This is a genomic window from Pantoea sp. X-Soil-ISGK-285, from assembly GCF_059730815.1.
In genome coordinates, this window is sequence record NZ_AP035938.1 from 3,987,793 (window position 1) to 4,010,892 (window position 23,100).

Here is a 23,100-nt window from a genome sequence, read left to right on the forward strand (position 1 = left end):
TTGCTGCAACTTCGAAAAATCCCCGTTCTGTTGAGCGCCCTGCTGTTCAGCTACGCTGCGCAGGCGGGCAAACTGGCCATTGTCATCGATGACGTAGGCTATCGCCCTGCCGAAGAGAACAAGGTCCTGCAGATGCCGCAGGTCATTTCAGTGGCGGTTTTGCCCAACGCGCCACATGCCCGTGAAATGGCCACCAAAGCGCACCAGAGTGGTCACGAAGTGTTGATCCATCTGCCCATGGCGCCGCTGAGCAAGCAGCCGCTGGAAAAAGATACCTTAACGCCGGAGATGAGCAGCGAAGAAGTTACCCGCATCATGCGCAATGCGGTTAACAACGTGCCTTATGCCGTAGGTCTGAACAACCATATGGGCAGCAGGATGACCTCCAGCCTGCCCGGCATGCAGAAAGTGATGCAGGCGCTGAACCACTACAATCTCTACTTTCTGGATAGCATGACCATCGCTAACAGTCAGGCTGTTCCTGCCGCACAGGGCACCCAGGTCAGGGTATTAAAACGCCGGGTATTTCTGGATGACAGCCAGGATATTAATGCCATCCGCCAGCAGTTCAGTCGGGCGGTGAAACTGGCGCAGCGCGACAGTTACGCCATTGCCATTGGTCATCCCCACCCTAACACCGTGCGGGTGCTGCAGCAGATGTTACCCACATTGCCAGCCGACGTTACGCTGGTTCGTCCCAGTCAGCTGCTGAACGAATCACTCCACAGCGGCTCACGGACACCTGTTGCGCCGGCAAAACCGGCGACACCGCGCTTCCAGCCTGCAGGCCTGTGTAAACCGAAACAGCCGCTGGCGCCGGTTCCTGCCACCCGAGCCTTAACGGTAATAGCGGAAAGTGTGAATAACAGCCCGCTGTTTAACACGCTAAAAAATCTGTTCTGAATTTGCTATGAATGCTAAGTGTTCAGCTTAGCGTTCATTTATACGCAGAAATTACTATAATCCTGGGTCGGGCAATAACAGGCTGTGCAGGAACAGTGATAGGGATGACGATTATTAAACAAAAAATCCTGCTGCTGGATAACGGCAGAGAGTGGGGCGGCGGCACCAACAGTATGCTGGAGCTGTTGAAGCGTATCGATCGTCAAAAGTTTGATATCACCTGCTGCTTCTATCACAACTACAGCCGTGGCAACGACGAAACCATTGAGGCCACGCTGAATGCGCTGGCTATCCCGGTCTTTTTTATTCCGCAAATCAGGCAACCACGCTGGGCAAAGTTTGTTAAAGAAGTCGCGCGGGCACTGCTGTTTTTTAATAAAAAGCTCAAGAAGCGCGCCATCGATCAGATTGATACACACTGGCGCATTATGCCCAATGCCAGCAAAATCAACTCACTGCTGCAGCTGGGGAAGTTTGACACGCTCTATATGAATAACCAGCCCAGCACCAATGTGGAAGGTTATCTGGCGGCGCGCAGCCTGGATGTTGCGGTAGTGCAACACTGCCGTATCGATCCGGTTCTGGAACCGCGGCTGGTCAGCATGGTTAATCAGGATTGCCAGGCGATCATTGCCGTGTCGCAGGGCGTGAATAACACCCTGCGCAGCCACGGTGTTGACGCGGAACGCTGTTTTACCGTCAATAACGCTATCGACATCCACCAGCCTCTGCCCGACCGCCTTGAAGTACGCCAGCGCTTTAAACTCTCCCCTTCGACCTTTGTGTTCGGCACGATTGGCTCGCTGATATTGCGTAAATCTAATCACCATATTCTGCAGGCGCTGGGCCGTTTTAAACGCGCTAATCCCGATGCCGACTGGAAGATGGTGGTGGTCGGAGCGGGTCCGGAACTTCAGCATCTGCTGCAACTCGCTACTGCAGAGAACATCCAGCAGCACGTGGTCTTTACCGGCTTTCAGAACAACGCGCTGGATTACCTCACTGCCTTTGATGCGTTTATTCTTGCCTCACGCAGTGAGGGATTACCAAGGGTTGTGCTGGAGGCGATGCTGGTGAATACCGCCGTAGTGGGATCCCGCGTGGTCGGTACTGCCGAATTGATCAGTCATGACGAAACCGGGCTGCTGTTTGACTATGGCAACGTGGTGCAACTGACCCAGCATCTGACCGCGCTGTGGCAGGATGCGGATTTACGTCAACGCCTGATCAATGCGGCAGCGAAACGCGTACGTGAACAGTACGCTATTGAAACTTATATCAGCGGCGTCGAGAATATTTTGCAAAGCGTCGTGAAAAAGAAACCTCATGCTTAATTTTTTAAATCCCCGTTATCGCCATATCAGGGCGAGTCATAACCTGCCTTATTCGCAGAAAGAGGTTCAGGGCACTGTACCGGTCACTTCTGTCGTGATCCCCTGCACCGGCGCGGACTATATCGAAGAGGCCCTGCTCAGTGCCGATTTTGCGGCGCGCTTTGCGACAGAGGCTGAAGAGATCGTGATTGTCAGCGATCAGCCGGCTCACGCCTTTGGCAGCCTGCCAGTAAAAACCCGCGTGGCGACGCTGGATGTCCCGCATCGGGAAGAGAGTTATCGCTACAAGCAGATCTATCGCAGTCGTTTGATTAAATTGCAGGCGCCCTTACAGGCAAAAGGCGACGGTATTCTGATGATCGATTCCGACCTCAATCTGCTTAAGATGCCGGAGATCATGATGAAGCCCGGCCATCTCTATTCCAGTTTTCGTCAGGGGAAAATGATTGCCAAGCTGGCTGATGCGCCGGAAGAGGCGATTCCCGCCTACTACCCGCACAGTATCCGGCCCTGGCTGGTGGATCACGTGAATGGGGCTTACCTGGCTGCCACCCGTGAGGTCTGGCAGCGCATTTCGCCGCTGTGGCTGACGCTGTTTAATGATACCTGGAATTTAATGAACGACAGCCAGCCGCCTACCGACCAGCTGCCGCTCGCGGTGTTGCTGGACATGCTGGATATTAAAACCGTCAATCTGGGCGAATGGGCCAACTGGCCGGTCTCAAAGAAAATTGGCGGTCAGTCGGCGGTGATCCCGCCTGAAGTGGTAGGCGCACATGGCGGCTTTCCGCTGTCGGAATGGCAAAAATACCTCGCCGATCCGCAACAGCCGCTGAACTTCAAAGGCCAGGACTACACGCGCAAAGTGCGCTACCTGACCGATGAAGAGAAAAAACAAAGCTAATCATGCGGCCGCCCTGGCGGCCGTTGTTTTAATCCCAGCTCAGTATCACCTTTCCCGAGCGTCCAGAACGCATCTCATCAAAGCCCTGCTGGAAATCGTCGATTCCATAGCGATGGGTAATAACCGGCGTTAAATCAAGCCCGGACTGGATCAGCGCCGCCATTTTATACCAGGTTTCAAACATCTCCCGGCCATAAATGCCCTTGATAAAAAGCCCTTTGAAGATCACCTGGTTCCAGTCGATCGCCATTTCACCCGGCGGGATGCCCAGCAGTGCAATCCGCCCTCCGTGGTTCATTACCTCCAGCAATGAACGGAAGGCAGGCGGTGCACCAGACATCTCCAGTCCGACATCGAATCCCTCCGTCATGCCCAGCGAGTGCATCACGTCTCGCAGATCCTCATTCGCCACATTGACCGCGCGCGTGACGCCCATTTTGCGCGCCAGTGCCAGACGATACTCATTGATGTCCGTGATCACCACGTTACGTGCGCCGACATGGCGACAGACCGCGGCGGCCATGATGCCGATAGGACCCGCGCCGGATATCAGCACATCCTCACCCACCAGATCGAACGATAGCGCGGTATGCACGGCGTTGCCGAACGGATCAAAGATTGCCGCCAGCTCATCGGAAATGTTGTCGGGAATTTTGAACGCATTGAAGGCCGGGATAACCAGATACTCCGCAAAGCAGCCCTGGCGGTTAACGCCTACACCCATTGTGTTACGGCATAAATGCGTTCGCCCGGCACGGCAATTACGGCAATGTCCGCAGGTGATGTGCCCTTCGCCCGAGACCCGATCGCCAATCGTAAAGCCTTTCACTTCCTGTCCTATCGCAACCACTTCCCCCACATATTCATGACCGACAATCATCGGTACCGGAATGGTTTTGCGCGACCAGTCATCCCAGTTGTAGATATGGACATCGGTACCGCAGATAGCGGTTTTGCGAATCTTAATCAGCAAATCGTTGTGGCCCGGCTCCGGAACCGGCGCATCGGTCACCATCCAGATGCCCGTTTCCTTCTTCAGTTTGGCGAGTGCTTTCATGACGGACTCCTCAGGCGATAACGCCCAGTTGTTTGCCGATACGGGTAAAGGCCGCCACCGCACGTTCCAGCTGTTGCTGGGTATGCGCCGCAGAGATTTGGGTGCGAATGCGTGCCTGACCTTTTGGCACCACCGGATAGAAGAAGCCGGTAACGTAGATGCCTTCCTGTTGCAGCAGGCGGGCGAACTCCTGGGCGACGCTGGCTTCACCCAGCATCACCGGGATAATGGCGTGATCGGCTCCCGCCAGCGTAAAGCCCGCCGCCGTCATCTGCTCCCGGAAGTAACGGGCGTTGTCCCACAGACGCTGACGCAGCCCGTCGCCTTCACTGAGCAGATCCAGCACCCGCAGCGAGGCGGCAACAATGGCCGGGGCCAGCGAGTTAGAGAACAGATAGGGACGGGAACGCTGGCGCAGCCACTCCACCACTTCTGCTTTTGCTGCGGTGTAGCCACCGGAGGCGCCACCCAGCGCTTTACCCAGCGTGCCGGTAATGATGTCGACCCGGCCCATCACATCGCAATATTCATGGGTTCCGCGTCCGGCGTTCCCGACAAAGCCCACCGCATGGGAATCATCCACCATCACCAGCGCAGAAAACTCATCGGCCAGATCGCAGATAGCGGGCAGATTCGCAATCACCCCATCCATTGAGAAGACCCCATCGGTGGCGATCAGAATATGACGCGCGCCTTTATCGCGCGCTTCCTGCAAGCAGGCGCGCAGCTGCGCCATATCGTTATTGGCATAGCGGTAACGCTGCGCTTTGCACAGCCGGACGCCATCGATAATGGAAGCGTGGTTCAGCGCATCAGAGATGACGGCATCCTGCGCATCGAGCAGGGTTTCAAACAGGCCGCCATTGGCATCGAAACAGGAGGAGTAAAGAATGGCATCCTCCATGCCGAGAAAGTCTGCCAGCCGCTTTTCCAGCTGCTTATGACTATCCTGCGTGCCGCAAATAAAGCGCACCGACGCCATACCAAAACCATGCGAATCCATCCCCTCTTTCGCCGCCTGAATCAGCGCCGGATGGTTCGCTAAACCTAAGTAGTTATTGGCACAGAAGTTAATCACCGCCGGAGCGCCGCCAACCGCGATCTCCGTCTGCTGGGCAGAGGTGATGATCCGCTCCTGTTTAAACAGTCCTTCCTGACGTGCATCATCAAGTTGCTGACGAAGTTGTTGATAAAATTGCGCAGGCATCATTGCTCTCCTCAGATGGCAAAAATCTGGCATATCTTACTGAACAGGCCGCTTCTTCACGATAAATCGCCCAACAGAATGTCATTTTTGCAGCATAGTTCACGCCACAAGGATGTACGCACAAAGCGTTACAGAGTCATCTGGCTGTCTGCACCCTGATGAAATGTTATGATGTGAGATATTCGTGTGTGAAACCTCCTGTTTCACCCCACAACGTTGAAGGTAACAACATGATTATCGTAACTGGCGGCGCAGGAATGATTGGCAGCAACATCGTCAAAGCGCTGAACGATCGCGGTCACACCGACATTCTGGTGGTGGATAATCTGAAGGATGGCACCAAGTTTGCCAATTTAGTCGACCTGGATATCGTCGATTACATGGACAAAGAAGAGTTCCTGATGAGCGTGATGGCGGGCGATGATTTAGGCCCGATCGAAGCGGTGTTCCATCAGGGCGCCTGCTCCTCCACCACCGAGTGGGATGGCAAGTACATGATGGAGAACAACTATCAGTACTCCAAAGAGCTGCTGCACTTCTGTCTTGAGCGCGAGATCCCGTTCCTCTACGCCTCTTCCGCAGCGACCTACGGCGGACGCAACGAGAATTTCATTGAAGAGCGTCAGTATGAGCAGCCGCTTAATGTTTATGGCTACTCTAAGATGCTGTTCGACCATTACGTCCGTCAGATGCTGCCGGAAGCGAACTCGCCGGTATGCGGCTTCCGCTATTTCAACGTCTATGGACCGCGTGAAGGCCACAAGGGCAGCATGGCAAGCGTGGCCTTCCATCTGAACACGCAGATCAGCAACGATGAAAATCCAAAACTGTTTGAAGGCAGCGACGGCTTTAAACGTGATTTCATCCACGTTGATGATGTTGCGGAAGTGAACCTGTGGTGCTGGGAAAATGGCGTCTCCGGGATTTACAACTGTGGCACAGGCCGCGCCGAGTCCTTCCAGGAAGTGGCTGACGCAGTACTGAAGTTCCACCAGAAAGGTCAGATCGAGTACATCCCGTTCCCGGAAAAACTCAAAGGACGGTACCAGGCCTATACTCAGGCCGATCTCACTAAGCTGCGTGCGGCCGGCTACGACAAGCCATTTAAAACGGTGGCGCAGGGCGTCGCTGACTATATGGTCTGGCTGAACCGTAACGCATAAAGGAAGCTGCTCCGGCGATGAAAATTCTGGTAATCGGCCCGTCGTGGGTCGGCGATATGATGATGTCGCAAAGTCTCTATCGCACCCTCAAGGCCGAACATCCCGATGCGGTGATTGACGTGATGGCACCTGCATGGTGCCGTCCGTTGTTGTCACGCATGCCGGAGGTGAATCAGGCGCTGGCGATGCCGCTTGGGCATGGCGCACTGGAAATCGGTGAGCGTCGCCGGTTGGGCAAAGTGCTGCGCGCCAGTCACTACGACCGTGCTTATGTGCTGCCTAACTCCTTCAAGTCGGCGCTGGTCCCCTTCTTTGCCGGAATAAAACGCCGCGTCGGCTGGCGCGGTGAAATGCGCTATGGCCTGCTGAATGATTTGCGCGTGCTGGACAAAGCCGCGTTTCCGCTGATGGTTGAGCGTTACGTTGCGCTGGGCTACGACACACCTGTTGCGTCGGCGGCGCAGCTGCCACAGCCGCTGTTGTGGCCAAAACTGCAGGTTGAAGAGCAGGAAAAAATTGAAACGGCCGCACAGTTTCAGCTCGCCGCGACCCGTCCGGTCATCGGTTTTTGTCCGGGCGCTGAATTTGGTCCGGCCAAACGCTGGCCGCACTATCACTACGCCACGCTGGCCCGCCAGTTGATTGCTGAAGGCTTTCAGATCGTGCTGTTTGGCTCCGCCAAAGATCGCCCGACCGGCGAAGAGATTATCGCGGCGCTGCCCGAAGAGGCTCGCGGCCACTGCCGTAATCTGGCGGGTGAAACCCAGCTGGAACAGGCGGTGATTCTGCTGGCACAATGCCGTGCCGTGGTCAGCAACGACTCCGGCCTGATGCATATCGCCGCGGCGCTGGATCGTCCACTGGTGGCACTCTATGGACCAAGCAGTCCTGACTTTACGCCGCCGCTGGCAAAGCAGGCGCGAATTATTCGCCTGATTACCGGCTATCACAAAGTGCGCAAAGGCGATGCCGAACAGGGCTATCACCAGAGCCTGATCGATATTCAGCCTGAACGTGTACATCAGACGCTGAGCGAACTGCTCGCGCCACAGGAGGTGCCATGCACGTCCTGATTGTTAAAACCTCATCAATGGGCGATGTGCTGCATTCGCTCCCGGCACTGACCGATGCAATGCATGCCATTCCCGGCATCCGTTTCGACTGGGTAGTGGAAGAGAATTTCGCACAGATCCCTGGCTGGCATCCCGCAGTAGATAAGGTGTTACCGGTTGCGATTCGCCGCTGGCGCAAACACTGGTTTGGCAGTCAGCAGCGTGAAGAGCGCGTGCTGTTTAAGCGCGCGTTACAGTCACGTGAGTACGATATCGTGATTGATGCACAGGGCCTGATCAAAAGTGCCGCGCTGGTCACCCGCTTATCGAAAGGGGTGAAACATGGGCAGGACAGCCGCAGCGCGCGTGAGCCGTTCGCCAGTTGGTGGTATGACATCCGCCATGAGGTCAGTAAGCGACAGCACGCGGTTGAGCGGACGCGCGAACTGTTCGCCAAAAGCCTGGGCTATGAAAAACCGCAAAGTCAGGGTGACTACGCGATTGCCGGACACTTTCTGCATCATCTGCCCGCTGACGCACATCATTACCTGGTCTTTCTGCATGCCACAACGCGTGACAACAAGCATTGGCCGGAATCACACTGGCGACAGCTGATTGAGCAGATGCAGCCCAGCGGGTTGCGGGTGAAATTGCCCTGGGGTGCTGAACATGAGCATCAGCGTGCGCAGCGCCTTGCAGAAGGATTTGAGCATGTCGATGTACTGCCTAAGCTGACGCTGGAAGCGATAGCACAACAGCTGGCGGGCGCACGCGCGGTGGTCTCAGTGGATACCGGATTGAGCCATCTGACGGCGGCACTGGATCGCCCCAACCTCACGCTGTATGGTCCGACCGATCCTGGATTGATTGGCGGTTACGGGCAGAACCAACAGGCACTGAGCGCCCCGAATCATAATCTGGCAGAGCTGACTGCTGACACGGTGGCAGAGAAACTGCGGGCCGTTATTACGGAAAACATGCCATGAACTATGTGCTGATCTACCTGCTGTTGCTGCCTTTCCGGGCCATAATGCGGCTGTTTTACCAGCCAACCGGACGCAGCCTGATCATCCAGACGGCAAAGATTGGTGATTTTATTAATATCACCCCGATGCTGCGCGCACTGGGTCAGTCTGAGTTGCTGATCAGCAAAGCGGTGGAGCCGCTGGCGCGTCACGATGACACGGTCAGCCGCTATTTCCTGATTGAAGAGGCGAAGCGCAGCTTTTTTGCCAAACTGAAGCTCGCGTTCACGCTGATGAACCGCTATGACAACGTCTATCTGGTGCAGCCAAACAGCGTGAACCTGTTTTTCGCCGCGCTCTGCAACGCATCGAACAAGCAGTTTCTGCGCACCTATGTGCGTAAGTCCTACCATAAGACCTTCTATCGCAGCGCCAGCGGTATTGTCGACCACACCAAAACGGATTTAACGCTCGACAGCTACCTGAAGCTGATTAATCGTGACTACCGCTACACCGATTTCCCTAAGCATGCGACCTCACCGCTCTGGCAGCCGCCTGCGCCGCCCGCCGCGCTGCTTAATCCGCGCAGCGGTATTAAAATTGGCATCAGTATTTCTGCTGGTAACCGGGCTAAAACCATTCCTGCCAGCATCTGGCAGCAGCTGATGGCGTCGCTGGCTGACCTGCCCTGCACCTTTTATGTGTTTGGCCCACCGGCTGAGCAGCCGTGGCTGGATGAGTTACTGAGCCTGACCGGCCCGAAAGACAATATCGTCAGTCTGATTGGTGAGCTAAAACTGGAAGAGGTTCCGTGGGCCATTGCACAGATGGATTTCTACATCTCCTCTGACTCTGGCAATGCTTATATTGCGGATGCGCAGCAGATACCGGTGATCATGCTTTACGGGCCGTGTGAAGTCAGGGAACAGCGTCCGGTCAATAACGTTTTGTTTATCGGACCGGATAATATTGCTGCGTCGACGTTCGTTTTTGCCACCCGTTTTCAGTTTGATCAGCCTGCTGAAAAATTATTCGGGCTGGATCACGATAAACTGACTAGAATACAAACGTTTATTACTCATAATCTGGAATAGTGAAGCGTAATGGCAATTACCCCTCTTGCTGAGGCCGTTCAGCAAAGTCAGCTGCTGGTTAACACGCTTGCTGACACGGATGATAATCCGGTTCATGTTGCGTTTGGCATCAACTACGCCTACGCGCGTGGCCTGGGCATTACGTTGTTTTCACTTCTCAGCCATCATCCTGATACCGCTTTCCACGCCCATGTTTTTTCAGACTCGCTTTGCGAAGAGGATGTGGAAAAACTGCGTTCACTGGCCACGGGCCATCGTCTGGCGATCACGCTGCATATCTTTAACCGTGCCTGGGTTGATCAGCTGCCTGCGGTCGGACGCTATCCCAAAAGTATCCACTACCGTTTCCTGATCCCGGAAACCGTAGCGAGCTACAGCGATCGGGTGATCTATATTGATGCTGACACCCTGGTGGTGGGCGACTACTCTCCCCTGTTCACGCTGGATATCACTGATTACACGCTGGCGGCCTGTAATGACACACCGCGAGCGCGACATAACCAGTGCGCAAGGCTGGGGCTGAAGCACCACCACTATTTCAACTCCGGCTTTATGCTGATTAATATTCCACGCTGGCTCGAAAGGCAGACCACCGCGCGCATTACCGACGTGCTGGTAACGCGGGGCGCAGAGTTTGGTTTTCCCGATCAGGATGCGCTGAATATCGTGCTGGAGGATGAGGTCCTGATCCTGCCAGACCGCTATAACCACATTTACGACATCATCGCCAATAAAGTCTGGGATCACACGAGCGTGCCAGAAGAGACGGTAATGATTCACTACACCGGTAAATGCAAACCCTGGCATGCATGGGCTGGCAGCGAGCTTTCCCAGCGCTACTACAGCTATTACCAGCGCTCCCCCTGGGCTTCACAACCGCTTGATACGCCAAAGCATTATAAAGAGATGAAGCGATTCGCCCGCGTAAAATGGCATCAGAAACAGTATGCTGAAAGCCTGAGCTGGATGATGAAGTATGTCAGTCTCAAGTTTTTTAAACAGAGTGAGCAATAGCACACTCAGGTTTATCAGATTGATACGGGCGCTGTTATTTCAGCGCCTGACTTTCCCGCCATTTATCCCGCCGGCTGTTTGCCACGACCTCTGTAATAACGACGCTGACAGCAAGCCAGCATAATAATCTGTTTACCTGCACGGCCACATTGCGTAAAAAAAGCGCATATAGCGCATTATTATTGTCGGGCGTGGTTTTTAGTAAAGCAGGGATGCAACATCGTTTTATAATTGTGAACTCCCTGATTTCACTCTGCTGATTTGGAAATGATTTATGACGAGGCAACGCCTTTTCGCAGTGAATACAATGCTGGTGCAGATATTGTCATGAGTACTTCTCCTCTGCTGAGTATCATTACCCCGATGTACAATGCGGGCGGCATGTTTGATGAGTTCATGCAGTCACTGCTGGCGCAGACGCTGACTCTGCTTGAGATCATTATCGTCGATGACGGTTCAACCGATGGCTCAGGCGAGCGCGCCGATCAGTATGCACAGCAGCATTCTCACATTCGTGTGATACATCAGGAAAATGGCGGCGTCTCGCGCGCCCGCAACGCCGGACTGGCGATTGCCCGCGGGAAATATGTCACCTTCCCTGATGCGGATGACACCATGCAACCCGATATGTATCAGACTCTGGTGACACTGGCGGAGGCAGATAATCTGGATGCGGCACAGTGCAACGCCGAGTGGTTTTTCAAACACAGCCAGCGGGTAAAGCCGCTGATTCCGCTGGATCGCCTGCGCAGCACGCCGGTACTGAGCGGTGCCGACTGGCTGAATACCGCGCTGAAAACCCATCGTTATATGCATGTGGTCTGGCTGGGCATCTATCGCCGGGAACTGATTGAGCAGCATCAGTTGCAGTTTGAACCCGGCCTGCATCATCAGGATATTCCCTGGACCACCGAGTTTATGCTGCTGGCAAAACGCGTGCGTTATACCGAAGCGGTACTCTATCGCTACTATATGCACGACGCCTCAATCAGCAATCGCAAACGTACCGGCGAGCGCAACGTAGAGTATCAGCGTCACTACATGAAGATTGCGCGACTGCTGGAAGAGCTCAATGACCGCTATCGTGACCGCGTGAAGATCTACCCGTCGTTTCACTATCAGGTGACCCATGAAGCGCTCAGTGTTTGCCACAGTGTAAGACGTGAGCCTGACGCCCGCGCACGCCAGGCAATCATTGCCGAGCTGTTCGCCACCCGGACACACCTGCGCATGTTACGCAACGCCCGGGGAATTAAGCAGTGGTATCAGTTGCTGTTGTGGCTGGCCCGGCTCTATCGCTGGCGTGATAAATAACCTTTGAGGCTGGCTTTATCCTAAAAAGGGTTTGCCCTACAATCGGTTCACTGAATTCTGAGAACTCTTGTTTATGGCCAGCCTGACTCCAGCAAACATCTCTCCAAAAAATATATTACTGATTAAGCTGCGCCATCATGGTGACATGCTGCTCACAACGCCCGCCATCAATGCGCTTCATGAGCGTTATCCGCAGGCCAGCATCGACGTGTTGCTCTATCAGGAGACGCGTCCGATGCTGGAAGCGCATCCGGCTATCCGCCATTTGCACGTCATCGATCGTAAATGGAAGCAGGAGGGCACCTGGCGCAAGCTGGGCCATGAGCGTGCATTAATTCGCGCCATACGTGACGCACATTATGATCTGGTGATTAATCTGGCCGATCAGTGGCGGGCTGCCCTGATTACGCGTCTCTCCGCGGCGCCAGTACGTATCGGTTTCGCTTTTAAAAAACGTGATAACGTCCTGTGGCGATGGTGTCACAACCAGCTGGTCTCCACACACAATCACAGCAAGCTGCATACCGTTGAGCAGAATATGTCGGCGCTGTCACCTCTCGGCATCAGCAGCGACGGCGCACGTGTCTCAATGCACTACAGCGACGCTGACCAGCAAATTGTGCTGACCCGACTGGCAGAGCATCAGGTAACCGCGCCCTATATTGTGGTGCAGCCGACCTCACGCTGGGGCTTTAAATGCTGGGAAGAGGAGAGCGTTGCTGCCACGCTCGATCAGCTGGCGCAGCCGGGCCGCAAAGTGGTGCTGACCGCCGGGCCGGACAAACAGGAGCTGGCGATGATCAACCGCATTCGGGCACTGTGTGCGTCGCCGGATGTGGTTTCGCTGGCCGGTCAGTTTACTCTGCCACAGCTGGCGGCGCTTATCGATCATGCCCGACTGTTTATTGGTGTCGACTCTGCACCAATGCACATGGCCGCCGCACTTGAAACGCCCTGTATTGCGCTGTTTGGCCCGACCAAGCTGCAGCACTGGCGGCCATGGGGCGACAATAATCATGTCATCTGGGCGGGGGATTATGGCCCGCTGCCCTCACCCGATTCCATCGACACCAAAACAGACCAGCGTTATCTGTCGGCCATTCCGGTGAAGGATGTGGTCGCGGCAGCGAGGAGCTATCTGAATGAGTAAGTTACGGCTGGCGATTGTCCGGCAGAAATATCGTCCGGATGGCGGTGCCGAGCGTTTTATCTCGCGCGCGCTGGAAGCGCTGGGCAGCGAGCAGCTCGATCTCAACATCATTACCCGCAGCTGGCAGGGCACACCCAATCCTGACTGGCATCTGCATATCTGTAATCCTGCAAAGCTGGGCCGGGTATCCCGTGAGCGCGGTTTTGCCCTTGCAGCACGCGCCTGCTGGGAGCGCGAAAAGTTCGATATTGTGCAAAGCCACGAGCGCATCGCGGGCTGTGATATTTTTCGCGCGGGTGATGGTGTTCATCGCGTCTGGCTGGAACAGCGCGCCCGCATCGTCTCATCGTGGCAACGACTGAGTGCTGTGCTCAGCCCTTATCATCGCTATGTCCTGCAGGCGGAAGCGGAGATGTTTAACTCTCCGAAGCTGAAAGCGGTGATCTGTAATTCTGAGATGGTAAAGCGCGATATCCTGCGCTGTTTCTCGCTCGACGCCGGAAAAATCCACGTTATTCATAATGCTATCGATGCCAGCCGTTTCCAGCCCGCCACGGAAGCTGCACGTCGCGCCACCCGTCAGCAGCTGGCGCTGCCCGATGCGGCCACCGTACTGATTTATGTCGGCTCCGGCTTTGAACGCAAGGGGTTGAAAGCGGCGATACAGGCGCTGGCTGCCAGCGACCGTTATCTGATTGTGGTGGGTCAGGATAAGCAACTGCAGCGGTATCAGCAGCTGGCAAATCAGCTTAACTGTCTGGACCGCCTGCGCTTTGTCGGCGTACAGCAGGATGTGCAGCCGTTCTATCACGCGGCTGATGGCCTGCTGCTGCCCACCCTCTACGATCCTTTTCCTAATGTGGTACTGGAGGCGATGGCCTGCGGCTTACCGGTGATTACCAGCACTGGCTGCGGTGGCGCAGAATTTATTACCGCTGGTCAGGAAGGCTTCGTCTGTGATGCGTTGGATATCAACGGGTTAAATCAGGCTGTTAATGCATTACCGGCGCTTTCCGTCGATTCACGAATGGGTGACGCGGCGCGGCGCAAAATTGAACCTTATGGTCCACAACGGCTGGCGCAGGCGCTGACTTCGCTTTATCAGCAGGTCCTGAGCAGCAACTGACAATGTGGGATGAGTGCATGCGGGGTTTCTGATAACATGCCGCCATCTGATTTTAATCTGCTTTTAGACGCGAATTTGCTGTAACGGTAACTATGACGACCTTTTACACCGCATTGCTCTACTTAATTCAGCCACTGATTTGGCTGCGCCTGTGGCTGCGCGGTCGTAAAGCGCCTGCCTATCGCAAACGCTGGGCAGAACGCTATGGCTATTGTGTCGGCAAAGTTAAGCCCGACGGCATTGTGCTGCACTCGGTCTCTGTGGGTGAAACCCTGGCTGCGATCCCGCTGGTGCGCGCTCTGCGTCATCGTTACCCGACCCTGCCGATTACCGTCACCACCATGACGCCTACCGGCTCTGAACGCGCGCAATCTGCATTTGGCAAAGATGTGCATCACGTCTATCTGCCTTATGATCTGCCGGGTTCGATTAATCGTTTTCTGGATACGGTCAACCCACGCCTGGTGATCATCATGGAAACCGAGCTGTGGCCGAATATTATCCGCATTCTGCACCAGCGTAATATTCCGCTGGTGATCGCCAATGCCCGCCTCTCGGCCCGATCGGCCAAAGGCTACCGCAAGCTGGGTAAATTCATGCGCCGACTGTTGCAGAGCATCACGCTTATCGCGGCGCAGAATGCGGAAGATGGCGACCGCTTCCTGAGCCTGGGCCTGAAACGTTCTCAACTAACGATTACCGGCAGCCTGAAGTTTGATATTTCCGTGACGCCAGAACTGGCCGCCAGAGCGGTGACGCTGCGTCGTCAGTGGGCGCCGCGCCGTCCGGTGTGGATCGCCACCAGCACGCACGAAGGTGAAGAGGCCATTGTGCTGGATGCTCATCGCCGCCTGCTGCAGACGTTTCCGGATTTGCTGCTGATTCTGGTGCCCCGCCATCCCGAGCGTTTTAACGATGCCCGTGAACTCACGCAGGAACGCGGCTTCAGTTTTATCCTGCGCAGCAGCGGCGAGATCCCGTCTGGCTCAACGCAGGTGGTCATCGGAGACTCAATGGGCGAACTGATGCTGCTATACGGCATTGCCGATCTGGCCTTTGTCGGCGGCAGCCTGGTTGAACGGGGTGGACACAACCCGCTGGAGCCTGCTGCCCATGCGCTTCCGGTTCTGATGGGACCCCATATCTGGAACTTCAAAGATATCTGCAGCAAGTTGCAGGAAGGCCAGGGGCTGATCACCGTCACCGACGTGATTTCGCTGGAAAAAGAGGTCACCAACCTGTTACAGGATGATGATTACCGCCGTTATTACGGACGTCATGCGGTAGACGTGCTGCACCAGAATCAGGGTGCGCTACAGCGTCTGCTACAGTTACTCGAACCGCATCTGCCACCACGGGCCCACTAATGTCAGCACGCCAACGTCTTTCCGTGGTGATGATCGCCAAAAACGAAGCGGAACTGCTGCCTGAATGCCTGGCCTCGGTCAGCTGGGCCGATGAAATTATCGTGCTGGACTCAGGCAGCCATGACAACAGTGTCGAGATCGCCACGCAGGCTGGGGCGAAGGTCTACCTCAATGATGACTGGCAGGGCTATGGTATCCAGCGCCAGCGCGCGCAGCACTATGCCACCGGCGACATGATTCTGATGATCGATGCGGATGAACGCGTGACACCTGAACTGCGCGCCGCGATTGAGCAGGTGCTGGTCGCGCCACCCAGCCGTACGGTTTATAGCCTGGGCCGCAGTAATCTGTTTCTCGGCCGCTTTATGCGCCATAGCGGCTGGTATCCTGACCGCGTCATGCGACTCTACCCACGCACCTTCCGCTACAATGACAATCTGGTGCATGAATCACTGCAAAGTGACGGCGCGCCGGTGGTGGCATTACCCGGCGATCTGCAGCATCTGACCTGCCGCGATTTAATCGCCTTTCAGCGCAAGCAGCTGGCTTATGCCGAAGCCTGGGCTACGGAACGCCATCGGCGCGGTAAGCGTTGCAGCCTGTTTTCTCTGTTCAGCCATACGCTGGGCGCGTTTATGAAAACCCTGCTGCTGCGTGCCGGTTTTCTCGACGGAAAGCAGGGCTGGATTCTGGCGGTGGTCAATGCGCAATATACCTTCAATAAATATTCAGCCCTCTGGGCGCTGAATCATGCTTCGGCAAAAGGGCGAGTATGATCACGAAAGCCATCTATCCCGGAACGTTCGATCCTGTGACGCTCGGCCATCTCGACATCGTGACGCGGGCAGCGCAGATGTTTGATCAGGTCATTCTGGCCGTTGCCGCCAGCCCCAGCAAAAAACCAATGTTCAGCCTGGATGAGCGCGTGGCGCTGGCCGGTGAAGTGATAGCCCATCTGCCCAACGTTGAGGTGGTCGGATTCAGCGACCTGATGGCGAATTTCGCCCGTGACCAGCAGGCGAATGTGCTGGTTCGTGGCTTGCGTGCGGTGTCAGACTTTGAATATGAAATGCAGCTGGCGCAGATGAATCGTCACCTGCTGCCAACGCTGGAGAGTGTTTTCCTGATGCCGTCTGAAGGCTTCTCGTTTATCTCATCTTCGCTGGTCAAAGAGGTGGCGCGTCACGGCGGCGATGTTACCGCCTTCCTGCCCGCGCCGGTGCATCAGGCATTGCTGGCTAAACTGGCTTAATGCTGGCAGTTCGGGCACCAGTAGGTGCTGCGCTGCCCGTGTCTGCCGCTGACAATCGGCGTACCGCATGCCCGGCAGGGTTCGCCTGCCCGCCCATAAACCTGTAACTGCTGTGCAAAATAGCCGGGTTTACCGTCGCTCTGTAAGAAGTCACGCAGTGTGGTTCCGCCCTGCTCAATGGAGCGTAACAGCACCGCTTTGATGGTATTGACCAGCAGTTCCGCTTCGGCCTGCGACAGACTGCCGGCAGCACGATCGGGAATGATCCCGGCGGTAAACAGTGACTCGCTGGCGTAAATGTTGCCCACGCCCACCACCACTTTGTTATCCATCAGCCACTGCTTGATGAGCGTCCGCTTGCCGCGTGACTTCTCAAACAGGTAAGCGCCGTCAAACTCCTCGCTAAGCGGCTCCGGCCCGAGATGTGCCAGCACGCTGCTGCCCGCCAGATCGCTGCTCCAGAGCCATGCACCAAAGCGGCGCGGGTCGGTGTAGCGCAGCACTTTGCCGTTGCTCATGACCAGATCAACATGGTCATGCTTCGCCGCTGGCAGCTCTTCTGACAGCACGCGCAGGCTACCGGACATGCCAAGGTGGATAATGATCCAGCCATGCGGCAGCTCCAGCAGCAGATATTTAGCCCGGCGCTGCACACTGAGCACCGGCTGATCGCTCAGCGCCAGGATCTCCTGCGAAACAGGCCAGCGCAAACGTGAATTACGCACCACGGCGTGAAGGATGGTTTCACCGACCAAATGCGGTTCGATACCGCGACGGCTGGTTTCAACCTCTGGCAACTCTGGCATACCCTCTCCTCAGCGTTTTACACAAACAAAAAACCCGGCCGGAGCCGGGTTTTTAGCAGAACACTAAAATTACTTAATTTTAGCTTCTTTGTAGAGCACATGCTGACGTACAACCGGATCGAACTTTTTCAGTTCCAGCTTCTCTGGTTTAGTACGTTTGTTCTTCGTGGTGGTATAGAAGTGACCTGTACCAGCAGAGGAAACCAGCTTGATCTTCTCACGAATACCTTTAGCCATGATTCAGTTCCTTAGTACCTTAGTACTTCTCACCACGGGCACGCATATCGGCTAACACCGTATCAATGCCCTTTTTATCAATAATACGCATACCTTTAACAGATACACGCAGAGTAACGAAGCGCTTCTCGCTCTCAACCCAAAAACGGTGTGAGTGCAGGTTCGGAAGGAAACGGCGTTTCGTCGCGTTCATTGCGTGGGAACGGTTGTTACCCGTCACCGGACGCTTTCCAGTTACCTGGCAGACTCGTGACATGTCAATATCTCCAAAAATCAAATCAGCTCGAGCTTTAAAAATTAGGTTTGGGCCGCCTCGTCAGGCTTGCAGCCCGCCAGGCGAATTCCATGGAACCCGCTAAGCTGGCCTAACCGCCAAACCCGAGATTCTCAAAGGTGGCGTAGTATACGCCGCTCAGCCCAAGTGCTCAAGTCCCGAACAGATAAAGATCCCGAATGATCGGGCAAAAAGCCGCCACCTGGCGTGAAATTTCCCCCTGTCAGAGCCATCCCCGCTCGGCAAAGGAGACATATTCGCCATGACCAATCACCAGATGATCGAGCAGACGGATGTCGAGTAGCTGGCAGGCTTCGCTGACTTTATGGGTCACTTCACGGTCTGCACGGCTCGGCTCCGCCATGCCCGACGGGTGATTATGCGCCAGTATCAGAGCGGCAGCATTGAGCTTCAGCGCTTCCCGGACGATCTCGCGGGGGTGAACTTCCACGCTGTTAATGGAACCAGAGAACATATTTTGTGCCCGCAGCACCCGATGCTGATTATCCAGAAACAGTGCCATGAAGATCTCGCGCTCCTGATGGGCTAACAGACTTTGCAGATACTGGCGCGTGATTTGTGGATTTTCCATTGCGCTTTCGCGGGCCAGCTTACTGGCGAAAAAACGCTTCGCCAGTTCGGCAATCGCATGAAGCTGTGCCAGCTTGGCATCGCCGACCCCTTTGATTTCACCGAATGCCGCTTTGTCTGACGTCATGAGCTGATAAAGCGAGCCAAAACCGTCCAGCATCTGTCCGGCCAGCTCCAGGACGTTCTGTCCAGGCGATCCGGTACGGAGAAAAATGGCCAGTAGTTCGGTATCGCTGAGGGCATGCGCACCCAGCTTCCGGAGTTTTTCCCGTGGTCCCTTTATTTTCATGTCCGCTCTCCCTGAGATGAGCCTCAGCATGGCCCATCATGAAGAGTGCAGCTATCAGTGAAGCTGCAATCTACGAGATGGCTCGCAAACGCAGTCAGTGAAAAGGCGCATCCGCGCTTTTGTGATAAAGTCCGTGCATTCGCCGCCGCGAGCGGCAGAGAGCTTAGTGAGGCCAACATCATGATGGGATTAGCCGGCAAAAAAATTCTTCTTGGCGTGAGCGGCGGTATTGCTGCTTATAAAGCACCTGAGCTGGTGCGCCGCCTGCGCGATCGCGGTGCTGATGTCCGCGTGATGATGACAGAGGGTGCGAAAGCATTTATTACTCCGCTCAGCCTGCAGGCTGTCTCCGGCTATCCGGTATTTGACGATCTGCTTGATCCGGCAGCGGAGGCGGCGATGGGTCATATTGAACTGGCAAAATGGGCCGACCTTATTGTGCTGGCACCGGCCACTGCTGACCTGATTGCCCGTATTACTGCCGGTATGGCAAACGATCTGGTGACGACCGCCGTGTTAGCGACGGCCTCACCCGTGGCAGTAGTGCCCGCTATGAATCAGCAGATGTATCGTGCGGCGGTGACCCAGCATAATCTGCAGAGCCTGCAGGCGCGTGGCGTGCTGATTTGGGGACCGGACAGCGGCAGCCAGGCCTGCGGCGATGTCGGGCCGGGCCGGATGCTCGACCCGCTGGTGATTGTTGACCATGCGGTGCAGTGGGCTACGCCCGTCAACGATCTGCAACATCTCAACATTATGATTACCGCCGGCCCTACCCGTGAGGCGCTGGACCCGGTGCGCTACATCACTAACCACAGCTCCGGCAAAATGGGCTTTGCTATTGCCGACGCCGCCGCCAGACGCGGTGCACAGGTCACGCTGGTCAGCGGCCCGGTCACCCTGTCTGCGCCAGCGGGTGTGCGGCGAATTGATGTGACCAGCGCGCTGGAGATGCAGGCCGCCGTCATGAGTGAGATAGATAAACAACATATTTTCATTGCAAGCGCAGCCGTGGCAGACTACCGGGCAGCCGATATTGCGGCCGATAAAATCAAGAAACAGGGCGGCGATGATAACGTCACGCTGAACCTGGTACAGAATCCCGATATTGTTGCCGGCGTCGCTGCACTTCAGGAAAACCGGCCATTCGTCGTTGGATTTGCTGCTGAAACACAGAATGTGGAAGAATACGCCCGGCAAAAACGGGTGCGCAAGAATCTGGATCTGATCTGCGCTAACGACGTCGCTAAAGCCGGACAGGGGTTTAATAGCGACACCAATGCTCTTCACCTTTTTTGGCAGGATGGAGAAAAACGCTTACCGCTCAGCGATAAGTCTCTCCTTGGCCAACAATTAATAGACGAGATTGTCAGCCGTTATGATGAAAAAAATAGACGTTAAAATCCTGGATCCGCGCGTCGGCAAAGAGTTTCCACTGCCGACCTACGCGACTTCAGGTTCCGCTGGGTTAGATTTACGCGCCTGCATTGATGATGTTCTCGACATCGCACCAGGCACCACAACGCTGGTTCCGACCGGCCTGGCAATTCATATTGCCGACCCCGATCTGGCCGCTGTGATCCTGCCGCGCTCAGGCCTTGGCCATAAACATGGCATCGTGCTGGGCAACCTGGTGGGTCTGATTGACTCCGACTATCAGGGACAGCTGATGGTCTCGGTCTGGAATCGCGGCCAGGAAAGCTTCTCGCTGCAACCCGGCGATCGCATGGCACAACTGGTCTTTGTACCGGTGGTGCAGGCGGAATTTAACCTGGTCGAAGATTTCGACGCCAGCCTGCGCGGCGAAGGCGGCTTCGGCCACTCCGGTCGCCAGTAACCCGCATTACCGACTTTCACTTACGCCCGTTATTTTTTCCTCATCGCCACAGGACGCGTTCCTGTGGCAGATGCGTAGGTGTTGCCTGTTTTTAGGTGAATTTCAGGGGTCTTTAAGGTCATGGCAGAAAAAAAAGTCGCGAAGCGGAATCGTCGCGAAGAGATTTTGCAGGCGCTGGCGCAGATGCTGGAGTCGGGTGATGGCAGTCAGCGCATTACCACAGCCAAACTGGCAGCCACGGTGGGCGTTTCTGAAGCGGCGCTGTATCGTCACTTCCCGAGTAAGACACGAATGTTCGATAGCCTGATTGAGTTTATCGAAGACAGTCTGATTACCCGCATCAATCTGATCCTCAAGGATGAAAAAGAGACCATGACGCGTCTGCGTCTGATCGTGCAACTGATTCTGGGATTTGGTGAGCGTAATCCGGGACTGACGCGCATTCTGACCGGCCATGCATTGATGTTTGAGCAGGACCGACTGCAGGGACGCATTAATCAGCTGTTTGAGCGGATTGAAGTGCAGCTGCGACAGGTGATGCGGGAACGGAAAATGCGCGAGGGCGAAGCCTTTCAGGCTGATGAGGCGCTGCTGGCAAGTCAGTTGCTGGCTTTCTGTGAGGGTTTACTGTCACGGTATGTCCGTTCTGAGTTTCGTTTCAGTCCTACCGCAGACTTTGAGGCTCGCTGGCCGCTGATTGCCGCGCAGCTGGCGTAAAGCGTAAAAGAAAGCGGGCATTGCGCCCGCCTCTGTTAAATCCCGTACGCTTTCTGATAGGCACGTACCTGAGCCAGATGATCGGCCATCTCAGGCTTCTCTTCCAGCCAGGCAATCAGGTCTGCCAGCGTAATAATTGCGGTCACTTTGCAGCCGTAATCACGTTCCACTTCCTGAATCGCCGACATTTCTCCGCGTCCACGCTCCTGACGATCAAGCGAGACCAGCACGCCTGCCAGAGTGGCGTTGTGCGCACCGATAATATCCATCGACTCACGAATCGCGGTGCCTGCGGTGATCACATCGTCCACCAGCATCACTTTGCCCTGCAGCGGACTGCCAACCAGCAGGCCACCTTCGCCGTGATCTTTCGCTTCTTTACGGTTAAAGCAGTAAGGCACATCGCGGTCATGATGATCCGCCAGCGCCACCGCCGTGGTGGTGGCAATCGGAATGCCTTTATAGGCCGGGCCGAACAGCAGATCAAACTCAACAGCGCCATCCACCAGCGCCTGCGCGTAGAAGCGTCCCAGCAGCGCTAAATCCCGTCCGCTGTTAAACAGACCAGCATTAAAGAAATAGGGGCTTTTACGCCCGGACTTCAAAGTGAACTCACCGAACTTCAGCACCTGCTTGTTCAGGGCAAATTCAATAAACTGACGCTGCCAGGCTTTCATTTCTCACTCCTCAAATAAAGAAAAGGCGACTCTGAGGTCGCCTGTTACATCAATTTTCCAGCGCTGCTTTCTGCGCCTGAATTAATTCCTCAATTCCGCCCCGAGCCAGCGCCAGTAGCGTTAACAACTCTTCATGGCTGAACGGTTCGCCTTCGGCAGTGCCCTGCACCTCGATCATGCGGCCATCTTCCAGCATCACGACGTTCATATCGGTTTCTGCGGCTGAGTCTTCAACATACTCCAGATCGCACAGCGCTTCGCCTTTGACGATGCCCACTGAAATCGCCGCGACCATGCCCTTCATCGGGTTCGCTTTCAGTTTGCCGCTGGCCACCAGCTTGTTCAGCGCATCAGCCAGCGCCACACAGGCTCCGGTGATTGATGCGGTGCGAGTGCCGCCATCGGCCTGAATTACGTCACAGTCGAGCGTAATGGTAAATTCACCCAGCGCTTTAAGATCAACCGCGGCGCGCAGTGAACGGGCGATCAGACGCTGAATCTCCAGCGTACGTCCGCCCTGCTTGCCTTTTGCAGCTTCACGCGCCATACGGCTGTGGGTCGAACGCGGCAGCATGCCATATTCGGCCGTTACCCAACCCTGGCCCTGGCCTTTGAGGAAACGCGGAACCCCTTCGTCTACCGAGGCAGTGCAAAGCACTTTCGTTTCGCCGAATTCCACCAGAACGGAACCCTCTGCGTGTTTGGTGTAATTGCGGGTCAATGTGACTGGACGCACCTGTTGTGCGCTACGGCCTGCTGGACGCATGGGT

Annotated in this window: 25 protein-coding genes; 17 read left to right on the top strand and 8 right to left on the bottom strand. The window is 55.5% G+C overall.

Translation table 11 applies throughout. The annotated features are described in order from the left end of the window. The 3 genes from AC6I8B_RS18850 (at position 1) to AC6I8B_RS18860 (ending at position 3,141) form a co-directional block, all read left to right on the top strand. Positions 1-903 (top strand): divergent polysaccharide deacetylase family protein, encoded by a 903-nt coding sequence (locus tag AC6I8B_RS18850; RefSeq protein ID WP_157354311.1) that lies wholly within the window; start codon positions 1-3, stop codon positions 901-903. A gap of 104 nt (positions 904-1,007) precedes the next feature. Then, positions 1,008-2,237, top strand: a complete 1,230-nt coding sequence (locus tag AC6I8B_RS18855; protein ID WP_010258244.1) for a glycosyltransferase — start codon at positions 1,008-1,010, stop codon at positions 2,235-2,237. Beyond that, positions 2,230-3,141, top strand: coding sequence for a hypothetical protein (locus tag AC6I8B_RS18860; RefSeq protein WP_033759220.1), 912 nt, complete (start codon positions 2,230-2,232; stop codon positions 3,139-3,141). The genes AC6I8B_RS18855 and AC6I8B_RS18860 overlap by 8 nt, the downstream gene beginning before the upstream one ends. Before the next feature lie 28 nt (positions 3,142-3,169). Here the strand turns inward: AC6I8B_RS18860 and tdh are convergent, their stop codons facing one another. Beyond that, on the bottom strand, positions 3,170-4,198 hold the full coding sequence (gene tdh / locus AC6I8B_RS18865; protein WP_031591867.1) for an L-threonine 3-dehydrogenase: 1,029 nt from the start codon (positions 4,196-4,198) through the stop codon (positions 3,170-3,172). 10 nt (positions 4,199-4,208) lie between these two features. Further along, on the bottom strand, positions 4,209-5,405 hold the full coding sequence (locus AC6I8B_RS18870) for a glycine C-acetyltransferase (RefSeq protein WP_031292635.1): 1,197 nt from the start codon (positions 5,403-5,405) through the stop codon (positions 4,209-4,211). A gap of 230 nt (positions 5,406-5,635) precedes the next feature. On the opposite strand from AC6I8B_RS18870, the gene rfaD reads away from it, so the two are divergent. The 11 genes from rfaD to coaD all read left to right on the top strand — a co-directional run bounded on the left by rfaD (position 5,636) and on the right by coaD (position 16,902). Further along, the gene (gene rfaD, locus AC6I8B_RS18875) at positions 5,636-6,568 is read left to right on the top strand and encodes an ADP-glyceromanno-heptose 6-epimerase (RefSeq protein ID WP_010258257.1); all 933 of its coding nucleotides are present in this window, start codon (positions 5,636-5,638) and stop codon (positions 6,566-6,568) included. A 17-nt stretch (positions 6,569-6,585) separates the two neighbouring features. Further along, entirely contained in the window at positions 6,586-7,641 is a 1,056-nt protein-coding gene (rfaF, locus tag AC6I8B_RS18880) for an ADP-heptose--LPS heptosyltransferase RfaF (RefSeq protein ID WP_010258260.1), read from the top strand. Then, the gene (gene rfaC, locus AC6I8B_RS18885; RefSeq protein ID WP_010258262.1) at positions 7,629-8,606 is read left to right on the top strand and encodes a lipopolysaccharide heptosyltransferase RfaC; all 978 of its coding nucleotides are present in this window, start codon (positions 7,629-7,631) and stop codon (positions 8,604-8,606) included. The genes rfaF and rfaC overlap by 13 nt, the downstream gene beginning before the upstream one ends. After that, positions 8,603-9,679, top strand: coding sequence for a glycosyltransferase family 9 protein (locus AC6I8B_RS18890; RefSeq protein ID WP_157354312.1), 1,077 nt, complete (start codon positions 8,603-8,605; stop codon positions 9,677-9,679). The genes rfaC and AC6I8B_RS18890 overlap by 4 nt, the downstream gene beginning before the upstream one ends. A 9-nt stretch (positions 9,680-9,688) precedes the next feature. Further along, the gene (locus AC6I8B_RS18895; RefSeq protein ID WP_157354313.1) at positions 9,689-10,693 is read left to right on the top strand and encodes a glycosyltransferase family 8 protein; all 1,005 of its coding nucleotides are present in this window, start codon (positions 9,689-9,691) and stop codon (positions 10,691-10,693) included. Between the two features lie 327 nt (positions 10,694-11,020). Next, on the top strand, positions 11,021-12,007 hold the full coding sequence (locus tag AC6I8B_RS18900) for a glycosyltransferase (protein WP_223564656.1): 987 nt from the start codon (positions 11,021-11,023) through the stop codon (positions 12,005-12,007). Between the two features lie 73 nt (positions 12,008-12,080). Then, positions 12,081-13,157, top strand: a complete 1,077-nt coding sequence (rfaQ, locus tag AC6I8B_RS18905; protein ID WP_157354314.1) for a putative lipopolysaccharide heptosyltransferase III — start codon at positions 12,081-12,083, stop codon at positions 13,155-13,157. After that, on the top strand, positions 13,150-14,283 hold the full coding sequence (locus tag AC6I8B_RS18910; RefSeq protein ID WP_157354315.1) for a glycosyltransferase family 4 protein: 1,134 nt from the start codon (positions 13,150-13,152) through the stop codon (positions 14,281-14,283). Before rfaQ ends, AC6I8B_RS18910 begins: the two co-directional genes overlap by 8 nt. A 92-nt stretch (positions 14,284-14,375) precedes the next feature. Continuing rightward, positions 14,376-15,650: a lipid IV(A) 3-deoxy-D-manno-octulosonic acid transferase gene (gene waaA / locus AC6I8B_RS18915; protein WP_010258275.1), complete on the top strand. Its 1,275-nt coding sequence runs from the start codon at positions 14,376-14,378 to the stop codon at positions 15,648-15,650. After that, a complete protein-coding gene (locus AC6I8B_RS18920) occupies positions 15,650-16,426 on the top strand; it encodes a glycosyltransferase family 2 protein (RefSeq protein WP_033773160.1) in 777 nt (258 codons plus the stop codon). Before waaA ends, AC6I8B_RS18920 begins: the two co-directional genes overlap by 1 nt. After that, on the top strand, positions 16,423-16,902 hold the full coding sequence (coaD, locus tag AC6I8B_RS18925; RefSeq protein ID WP_010258279.1) for a pantetheine-phosphate adenylyltransferase: 480 nt from the start codon (positions 16,423-16,425) through the stop codon (positions 16,900-16,902). The genes AC6I8B_RS18920 and coaD overlap by 4 nt, the downstream gene beginning before the upstream one ends. On the opposite strand, the gene mutM is transcribed toward coaD, so the two are convergent. The 4 genes from mutM to radC form a co-directional block, all read right to left on the bottom strand. After that, positions 16,899-17,708, bottom strand: coding sequence for a bifunctional DNA-formamidopyrimidine glycosylase/DNA-(apurinic or apyrimidinic site) lyase (mutM, locus tag AC6I8B_RS18930; RefSeq protein ID WP_031591878.1), 810 nt, complete (start codon positions 17,706-17,708; stop codon positions 16,899-16,901). The genes coaD and mutM overlap by 4 nt on opposite strands. Before the next feature lie 69 nt (positions 17,709-17,777). Beyond that, on the bottom strand, positions 17,778-17,945 hold the full coding sequence (gene rpmG / locus AC6I8B_RS18935) for a 50S ribosomal protein L33 (protein ID WP_003024094.1): 168 nt from the start codon (positions 17,943-17,945) through the stop codon (positions 17,778-17,780). 19 nt (positions 17,946-17,964) lie between these two features. Further along, a complete protein-coding gene (gene rpmB, locus AC6I8B_RS18940; protein WP_006121249.1) occupies positions 17,965-18,201 on the bottom strand; it encodes a 50S ribosomal protein L28 in 237 nt (78 codons plus the stop codon). A 241-nt stretch (positions 18,202-18,442) separates the two neighbouring features. Then, positions 18,443-19,099 carry a RadC family protein gene (radC, locus tag AC6I8B_RS18945; RefSeq protein WP_010258361.1) on the bottom strand — a complete coding sequence of 219 codons (657 nt, stop codon included), beginning with the start codon at positions 19,097-19,099 and terminating at the stop codon, positions 18,443-18,445. A gap of 180 nt (positions 19,100-19,279) precedes the next feature. On the opposite strand from radC, the gene coaBC reads away from it, so the two are divergent. The 3 genes from coaBC (at position 19,280) to slmA (ending at position 21,653) form a co-directional block, all read left to right on the top strand. Continuing rightward, positions 19,280-20,500, top strand: a complete 1,221-nt coding sequence (gene coaBC, locus AC6I8B_RS18950; RefSeq protein ID WP_157354316.1) for a bifunctional phosphopantothenoylcysteine decarboxylase/phosphopantothenate--cysteine ligase CoaBC — start codon at positions 19,280-19,282, stop codon at positions 20,498-20,500. Beyond that, on the top strand, positions 20,478-20,936 hold the full coding sequence (gene dut, locus AC6I8B_RS18955) for a dUTP diphosphatase (protein ID WP_022624903.1): 459 nt from the start codon (positions 20,478-20,480) through the stop codon (positions 20,934-20,936). Before coaBC ends, dut begins: the two co-directional genes overlap by 23 nt. Before the next feature lie 120 nt (positions 20,937-21,056). Beyond that, positions 21,057-21,653, top strand: coding sequence for a nucleoid occlusion factor SlmA (gene slmA / locus AC6I8B_RS18960; RefSeq protein WP_010258372.1), 597 nt, complete (start codon positions 21,057-21,059; stop codon positions 21,651-21,653). Positions 21,654-21,688: 35 nt separating this feature from the next. Here slmA and pyrE read toward each other — a convergent pair whose 3' ends face one another. Both pyrE and rph read right to left on the bottom strand, forming a co-directional pair. After that, positions 21,689-22,330, bottom strand: coding sequence for an orotate phosphoribosyltransferase (gene pyrE / locus AC6I8B_RS18965; RefSeq protein WP_010672097.1), 642 nt, complete (start codon positions 22,328-22,330; stop codon positions 21,689-21,691). 49 nt (positions 22,331-22,379) lie between these two features. Then, positions 22,380-23,096, bottom strand: a complete 717-nt coding sequence (rph, locus tag AC6I8B_RS18970) for a ribonuclease PH (RefSeq protein ID WP_010258378.1) — start codon at positions 23,094-23,096, stop codon at positions 22,380-22,382. Positions 23,097-23,100 lie beyond the last annotated feature (4 nt).

Excerpts from the sequence above, each read along its gene's own strand:
- AC6I8B_RS18855 (WP_010258244.1), top strand. The coding sequence starts at position 1,008 with ATGACGATTATTAAACAAAAAATCCTGCTGCTGGATAACGGCAGAGAG.
- AC6I8B_RS18860 (WP_033759220.1), top strand. The coding sequence starts at position 2,230 with ATGCTTAATTTTTTAAATCCCCGTTATCGCCATATCAGGGCGAGTCAT.
- tdh (WP_031591867.1), bottom strand. The coding sequence starts at position 4,198 with ATGAAAGCACTCGCCAAACTGAAGAAGGAAACGGGCATCTGGATGGTG.
- AC6I8B_RS18870 (WP_031292635.1), bottom strand. The coding sequence starts at position 5,405 with ATGCCTGCGCAATTTTATCAACAACTTCGTCAGCAACTTGATGATGCA.
- rfaD (WP_010258257.1), top strand. The coding sequence starts at position 5,636 with ATGATTATCGTAACTGGCGGCGCAGGAATGATTGGCAGCAACATCGTC.
- rfaF (WP_010258260.1), top strand. The coding sequence starts at position 6,586 with ATGAAAATTCTGGTAATCGGCCCGTCGTGGGTCGGCGATATGATGATG.
- rfaC (WP_010258262.1), top strand. The coding sequence starts at position 7,629 with ATGCACGTCCTGATTGTTAAAACCTCATCAATGGGCGATGTGCTGCAT.
- AC6I8B_RS18890 (WP_157354312.1), top strand. The coding sequence starts at position 8,603 with ATGAACTATGTGCTGATCTACCTGCTGTTGCTGCCTTTCCGGGCCATA.
- AC6I8B_RS18895 (WP_157354313.1), top strand. The coding sequence starts at position 9,689 with ATGGCAATTACCCCTCTTGCTGAGGCCGTTCAGCAAAGTCAGCTGCTG.
- AC6I8B_RS18900 (WP_223564656.1), top strand. The coding sequence starts at position 11,021 with ATGAGTACTTCTCCTCTGCTGAGTATCATTACCCCGATGTACAATGCG.
- rfaQ (WP_157354314.1), top strand. The coding sequence starts at position 12,081 with ATGGCCAGCCTGACTCCAGCAAACATCTCTCCAAAAAATATATTACTG.
- AC6I8B_RS18910 (WP_157354315.1), top strand. The coding sequence starts at position 13,150 with ATGAGTAAGTTACGGCTGGCGATTGTCCGGCAGAAATATCGTCCGGAT.
- waaA (WP_010258275.1), top strand. The coding sequence starts at position 14,376 with ATGACGACCTTTTACACCGCATTGCTCTACTTAATTCAGCCACTGATT.
- AC6I8B_RS18920 (WP_033773160.1), top strand. The coding sequence starts at position 15,650 with ATGTCAGCACGCCAACGTCTTTCCGTGGTGATGATCGCCAAAAACGAA.
- coaD (WP_010258279.1), top strand. The coding sequence starts at position 16,423 with ATGATCACGAAAGCCATCTATCCCGGAACGTTCGATCCTGTGACGCTC.
- mutM (WP_031591878.1), bottom strand. The coding sequence starts at position 17,708 with ATGCCAGAGTTGCCAGAGGTTGAAACCAGCCGTCGCGGTATCGAACCG.
- rpmG (WP_003024094.1), bottom strand. The coding sequence starts at position 17,945 with ATGGCTAAAGGTATTCGTGAGAAGATCAAGCTGGTTTCCTCTGCTGGT.
- rpmB (WP_006121249.1), bottom strand. The coding sequence starts at position 18,201 with ATGTCACGAGTCTGCCAGGTAACTGGAAAGCGTCCGGTGACGGGTAAC.
- radC (WP_010258361.1), bottom strand. The coding sequence starts at position 19,099 with ATGAAAATAAAGGGACCACGGGAAAAACTCCGGAAGCTGGGTGCGCAT.
- coaBC (WP_157354316.1), top strand. The coding sequence starts at position 19,280 with ATGATGGGATTAGCCGGCAAAAAAATTCTTCTTGGCGTGAGCGGCGGT.
- dut (WP_022624903.1), top strand. The coding sequence starts at position 20,478 with ATGATGAAAAAAATAGACGTTAAAATCCTGGATCCGCGCGTCGGCAAA.
- slmA (WP_010258372.1), top strand. The coding sequence starts at position 21,057 with ATGGCAGAAAAAAAAGTCGCGAAGCGGAATCGTCGCGAAGAGATTTTG.
- pyrE (WP_010672097.1), bottom strand. The coding sequence starts at position 22,330 with ATGAAAGCCTGGCAGCGTCAGTTTATTGAATTTGCCCTGAACAAGCAG.
- rph (WP_010258378.1), bottom strand. The coding sequence starts at position 23,096 with ATGCGTCCAGCAGGCCGTAGCGCACAACAGGTGCGTCCAGTCACATTG.